Consider the following 5,379-nt stretch of genomic DNA (forward strand, 5'->3'; position numbering starts at 1 on the left):
CTTTACCTTTATACTTATCTACTAATGTAGAGTTGATTGTTGCATAGTCAACTTTACCATTGTCAAAGTTCTGTGCAGCAGTCTTAGGATCCTGAACTAAGTACATTTCAAGATTTTTAGTTTCTACTGTCTTTGCATCATAGTACTTATCATTCTTAGTGAATGTAGATTTGTTACCCTTAACCCACTTAGTCATCTTATAAGCACCATTAGAAAGTGTATATTCTGGCTTAGTACCATAGTTCTTACCACATTTTTCAACGAACTTTTCGTTCTGTGGGAAGTAGCATGGGAAAGCCATTAAATCTGTAAAATATGGAACTTTATTTTCAAGTTCTACTACTAAAGTCTTATCATCTTTAGCTGTAACACCAAGAGTAGCCATCTGTTCATCAGTTGCATTAGCACCTAATTCCATAAGTGCATCTGCATTCTTAACTGAAGCACCTCCGCTACCTAACATATAAGCATAGTTACCAGCATCTTTGATGATCTTACGCCAAGAATAAACGAAGTCACTTGCAGTAACCTTATCACCATTTGACCACTTAGCATCTCTTAAGTGGAATGTATAAGTCTTCCCATCATCACTTACATCCCAGCTCTTAGCGATTGCAGGTGCAGTCTTACCTTTTTCGTTAACGGCTGTTAAACCATCTGTAATAGCATGAATAGCGTTGAATGACATACCATCATCAACTACTGTAGAATCCATCCCCTGGATATCTAATTCACTTGCAAATCTGAATGTATCAGTATCTGTCTTAGAACCACAGCCAGCTAACATTCCTGCAGCAGTTGCAGCGGCAAGCAATACTTTTACTGTTTTACCTGTTTTCATATATTCTCCTCCTGTAGTTTTTGTTTTCTACTATGGTGATAAGTTTAGTCTAAAAATTGTATACTGTCAACATAATTTCACATAAATTTTTGTATTTTAATGACAATTTATACTTTTATTCATGTATTTACTAAATTCCATACAAATGTGTCTATTTTATAGTAAGAATTTATCACCTTGAGAGGTGATTGTACTGAATCTTGTACAATAATTGAAATTGCAAAGGACATATACACAAAAAAATGAACAATACAATCCTGTATTGTTCACTTCTTTTGTACAGCTATTTTTTTGTATGTTTGAGCTTGATTCGATAGTCCATCAAAGCTTCAGCAGCATACGCTTTTGCGTTAGATTCATTGATCTGATTATAGTTGACTGCCTTGTTTGTGACCTTGGTAGAGAACTCTTTCTTATAAGTCGCAATAGTACGATAGTCTAACAACTTATTGTAGTCACTACTCATTGTGTCATAAGAATCTACAAGGGCATATTCATAGGCATGATATGTGCTATGGAGTAGTGCTTCTAAAAGAGTTGTAGAGGACGCATGATCTAATTGATTAATATCAAAAGTGATTTCTTTTGATTTATTATTGTATTGAGCATAGGAATGCGAAAGACCGTTGCCAGCTCCTATCTTAATTCTAAATGGTATACCTAGATAGTCTTTTTCGTTATTGCATATTCTCTGCAAGGTATTAAGTTTTTCTTTACGTGTTAAGTTTGACCAGTGATGTAAGTTCTTTAGAGATTTTTGATCATATTGTCTAATATAAGTATCTGTATTGTTTGTAATCTTAGTAGATGATTGAATGATAGAAGAACCGAATAATGTAAAGCTTAATACAATTACAAGTGATAACAAAGATGCTAGACCAATCACAAGCTGTGATTTTTCTAACAATGAGTTATAGTTTCTTCTTTTCACTTTATAGAAATAGAATCCTATATAGACAAGATCAAGGCCAATGAGTAATAGCCAGACTACTCCTAGTGGTATTGGTAGAAGAAATATATATGCAAGTGTTGTATAGATACCAAAAGGTATGAACACATTTGTCGCAATACTCAAATAGTTTCTCCTGTCTTCTTTTTCAAAGTAAATGAGTCCAAAGCTAAGTACTGTAAGTAAGAATAAAACAAGTTTAGATTGAAGTAATGAACAGCCTGGGATGACTTTAAATATAAATAAGCAGAATACAATAAGCGTAATGAAATAAGCACCTATCGATCTTATGATGAATTGTTTAAGTGTTAGCGTATTATGTTGTTTCAAGTGTTATCCCTCCCTTAACATTCATTTTAAAGGAAATGATAACGAAAAAAAAGCCAGAGTTGATTCTGACTTACATAATAAGTTTCTTCTTTTTTACTACAAGATAAGCAATCACAATAGATGCTGCAGTCACAGCCCAGCTGACAGGGTAAACTACGAGTACGGACAGGAATGTATGGATTCTTGCAAAGAAGATAAATTAAATAACTGCTGAATAATACTTGTAGCTGCTAAAGGCAGTGCGAATGCAAGGATCTTATCCCACAATGACCCTTCTAACAGATTAATTCTTTTAGCCATGATTTTCCTACTGAAATACTATACTTATTTATTTTTTAAGATGCACTTTTTCACAATTAGAAACCAAATTACTTTATAATGAAATTGAAAGGAGGTTTCGATCATGAAGAAACTACTAACAATTTTATTATCATGTATGATGGTGTTTGGTTTAAGTGCCTGTGCAAACAATAATGAAAAGAAAGATGTAGGTCAAACTAATACCTCGACACAAACAGAAGAATCGATTGATGATGCATTCTATAAGGATTTAAAGAATGCTTTAGAAGCAAGATGGGAAATCGAAGAAAATGATGCAGAAATCACAACAGAAATCTATACTCGTTATGTGGATACTGAACTGAATTATTTAAGTAAGTATGAACATGCAGAAGATTCCTTTAAAAATCATGAAATCGGTGATGCAGCTGAAGATTATGTAGAAGCTTTACTTGATGGTAAGAAAATGGCTTATCTGATTGATAAGGACTATACAACATGGCATAAGGAGCATGATGAAGATGTATTTAAAGATATAACTGAAGCTCTTTATAAGTTGAATAATATTAAGAAGATTACTTTTGAAAATGAAGAGAACCAGAAAAAGTTTGATCGTCTTGTGAAGTATGGAGAAGAATATAGTAGGAGAGATGACTAATGGATAATATTGTCGTATTAAATGATGAACATGGAAATGAAGTAGAATTTGAATATCTTGATTTGATTGAACATAATAATGAAGCATATGTTGTTTTATTACCAGTAGATGAAGAAGCTGATGAAGTGGTTATCCTAAGATGTGAAGAATCAGATGATGATTCTGATGAAGAAAACTATCGTTCAGTAGATGATCTAGAATTATTGAATGAGTTATTTGAAATCTTTAAAGAAAAGAATAAAGATAATTTTGATTTTGATTTTGATTAAAAGCGAGGGGCACCTGATGGTGCCCCTTTATTGTGCTTCTAGTTTTAATAATGTTTCTTTTCTATCTATACCACCTGCATAACCTGTTAAGCTTCCATTACTGCCTAACACTCTATGACAAGGTACTATAATACTTATTCTATTATGTCCTACTGCACCACCTACTGCCTGAGCAGAGAATCTTTTGACTCCTCTTCTTTGTGCCAATATATTCGCAATCTCTCCATAAGTCATTGTATGACCATAAGGAATATCACAAAGAATCTCCCATACTTCTTTTTGGAAGTCTGTACCTATTAAATGAAGAGGAAAATCAATAAGTGGCTGTTCTTTCTTAAAATAGAGATCAAGCCATCTCTTTACCTTTAAAATAAGTTCTGTTTCTTTTTCTTCATAAGGTTCTACTAATCCTGATGCATAATACTTCTGATTCTCAAACCATAAGCCATATACACCTATTTCATCTACCGCAATAAGTATATCTCCTAATGGTGATTGATAGTGTCCAATATAAGTCATATGAAATCCTCCATACACCTATCATATCAAAAAAGAGACTTAATTGAATTGTTTATGTTTATTTTCAATAAAGTCATGATACCATCTAAAACTATTCTTCTTATATCTCTTATAAGTACCCTGGCCTAGATTATTAGCATCTACATAAACAACACCATAACGTTTTTCCATTTCACAACTTCCTGCAGAAACAATATCAATCACACCCCACATGATATAACCAATAACGTCTACACCATCATCAATCGCTTCATCTATCTGTTTAAAGTGCTGTTCAAGATAATCTATTCTATATGAATCATGAATCAAACCATCTTCCATGATATCATGTGCACCTAATCCATTTTCACATATAAAGACAGGTTTCTGTGTTCTATCATACATCTTATTTAACATAATTCTAAGTCCTACAGGATCAATCTGCCATCCCCAGTCACTTGCTTTAAGATGAGGATTCTTTGTAGATACAACGAGATTACCTGCAGTCTGTTGTCCATCTTCCTTACATGTCGCAATAGAACTTGAATAATAAGAGAAGCTGACAAAGTCACATGAATATTTTTTGAGTAATTCTTTATCTTCTTCTGTAATAGTTAAATGAATATCATTTTCTCTAAAGAAACGATCCATATAGCTTGGATAATGTCCATTCGCAAGTATATCTATTGCAAACCACTGATGGATTTCTTCATCTCTCACTGCTTTTAAGTTATCTTCTGGAGTAGATGTAAGAGGATAGTAACAGAAGCATGCTACCATACATCCTGATTGACTCTTAGGAGAGAGTTTTTTCGCAATCTTAATTGTTTTAGCACTTGCCACAAACTGATGATGTAATGACTGGAATACAAGTGTTTGATTATAAGGCTGATCCTTTTCTTTCACTAATCCTACACCATTATAAGGACTGAAGTATCCTGCATTAATTTCATTAAAAGGTAAGAAATAATCAATGTACTCTCCCCAGTTTTCAAATACTACTGTCGCAAATCTTTCATAGAATTCAATCAGTTTTCTATTTGTCCATCCACCATAATGTTCTACTAGGTAGAGAGGAACAGCATAATGATTCATTGTTAGAAAGATCTTCATACCTGCTTTATGTACTTCTTTGAAGATATGATCATAGAACTTGATTCCTTCTTCATTAGGTGTTTCTTCATCTCCATGAGGATATAATCTAGCCCAGCTGATTGAGAAACGATAGATATCAATACCTAATTCTTTAAGCAAAGCGATATCTTCATCAATATGATGATAACCATCACTACCCTGTCTAAATGGATAGTGTCCTATTCCTTCACATTTCTTTGCTTCATCAATAATATCCTGTGTGAGTAGTCTTGTAGATGTTGTTGCATCAGATGTTCTTTTTAGATAGGGTCTACAATCCTGTGTATCTAAGCCTTTACCGCCTTCTTTATAACCACCTTCATATTGGCTGCTGGCAGTGGCACCACCCCATAATATATCTTTTATCTTTTTCATAATTTTCTCCATTTCCCCGCGCCTTCGTTGCGCGGACACAAATATA

Annotated in this window: 6 protein-coding genes; 2 read left to right on the forward strand and 4 right to left on the reverse strand. The window is 33.4% G+C overall.

What is annotated here, in order from left to right:
* Both QZQ55_RS10460 and QZQ55_RS10465 read right to left on the reverse strand, forming a co-directional pair.
* Positions 1-841: peptide ABC transporter substrate-binding protein (locus QZQ55_RS10460; protein WP_295093114.1), on the reverse strand; the 841-nt coding region annotated here is incomplete at its 3' end.
* Between the two features lie 283 nt (positions 842-1,124).
* Positions 1,125-2,120 carry a hypothetical protein gene (locus tag QZQ55_RS10465; protein WP_295093116.1) on the reverse strand — a complete coding sequence of 332 codons (996 nt, stop codon included), beginning with the start codon at positions 2,118-2,120 and terminating at the stop codon, positions 1,125-1,127.
* 403 nt (positions 2,121-2,523) lie between these two features.
* Between QZQ55_RS10465 and QZQ55_RS10470 the strand changes: the two genes are divergently transcribed.
* On the forward strand, positions 2,524-3,057 hold the full coding sequence (locus QZQ55_RS10470; RefSeq protein ID WP_295093118.1) for a hypothetical protein: 534 nt from the start codon (positions 2,524-2,526) through the stop codon (positions 3,055-3,057).
* Positions 3,057-3,326 carry a DUF1292 domain-containing protein gene (locus tag QZQ55_RS10475; RefSeq protein WP_295093120.1) on the forward strand — a complete coding sequence of 90 codons (270 nt, stop codon included), beginning with the start codon at positions 3,057-3,059 and terminating at the stop codon, positions 3,324-3,326. The genes QZQ55_RS10470 and QZQ55_RS10475 overlap by 1 nt, the downstream gene beginning before the upstream one ends.
* A gap of 27 nt (positions 3,327-3,353) precedes the next feature.
* On the opposite strand, the gene QZQ55_RS10480 is transcribed toward QZQ55_RS10475, so the two are convergent.
* Positions 3,354-3,845, reverse strand: a complete 492-nt coding sequence (locus tag QZQ55_RS10480; protein WP_295093121.1) for a methylated-DNA--[protein]-cysteine S-methyltransferase — start codon at positions 3,843-3,845, stop codon at positions 3,354-3,356.
* A 39-nt stretch (positions 3,846-3,884) separates the two neighbouring features.
* On the reverse strand, positions 3,885-5,333 hold the full coding sequence (locus tag QZQ55_RS10485; protein WP_295093122.1) for a glycoside hydrolase family 1 protein: 1,449 nt from the start codon (positions 5,331-5,333) through the stop codon (positions 3,885-3,887).
* Between the last annotated feature and the right edge of the window lie 46 nt (positions 5,334-5,379).

The sequence above is a fragment of the uncultured Catenibacterium sp. genome (genome assembly GCF_900540665.1).
GTDB lineage: Bacteria > Bacillota_I > Bacilli_A > Erysipelotrichales > Coprobacillaceae > Catenibacterium.

Bases quoted from the DNA above. Each gene is read 5' to 3' on its own strand.
- QZQ55_RS10480 (WP_295093121.1), bottom strand. From the start codon at position 3,845: ATGACTTATATTGGACACTATCAATCACCATTAGGAGATATACTTATT.
- QZQ55_RS10470 (WP_295093118.1), top strand. From the start codon at position 2,524: ATGAAGAAACTACTAACAATTTTATTATCATGTATGATGGTGTTTGGT.
- QZQ55_RS10475 (WP_295093120.1), top strand. From the start codon at position 3,057: ATGGATAATATTGTCGTATTAAATGATGAACATGGAAATGAAGTAGAA.
- QZQ55_RS10485 (WP_295093122.1), bottom strand. From the start codon at position 5,333: ATGAAAAAGATAAAAGATATATTATGGGGTGGTGCCACTGCCAGCAGC.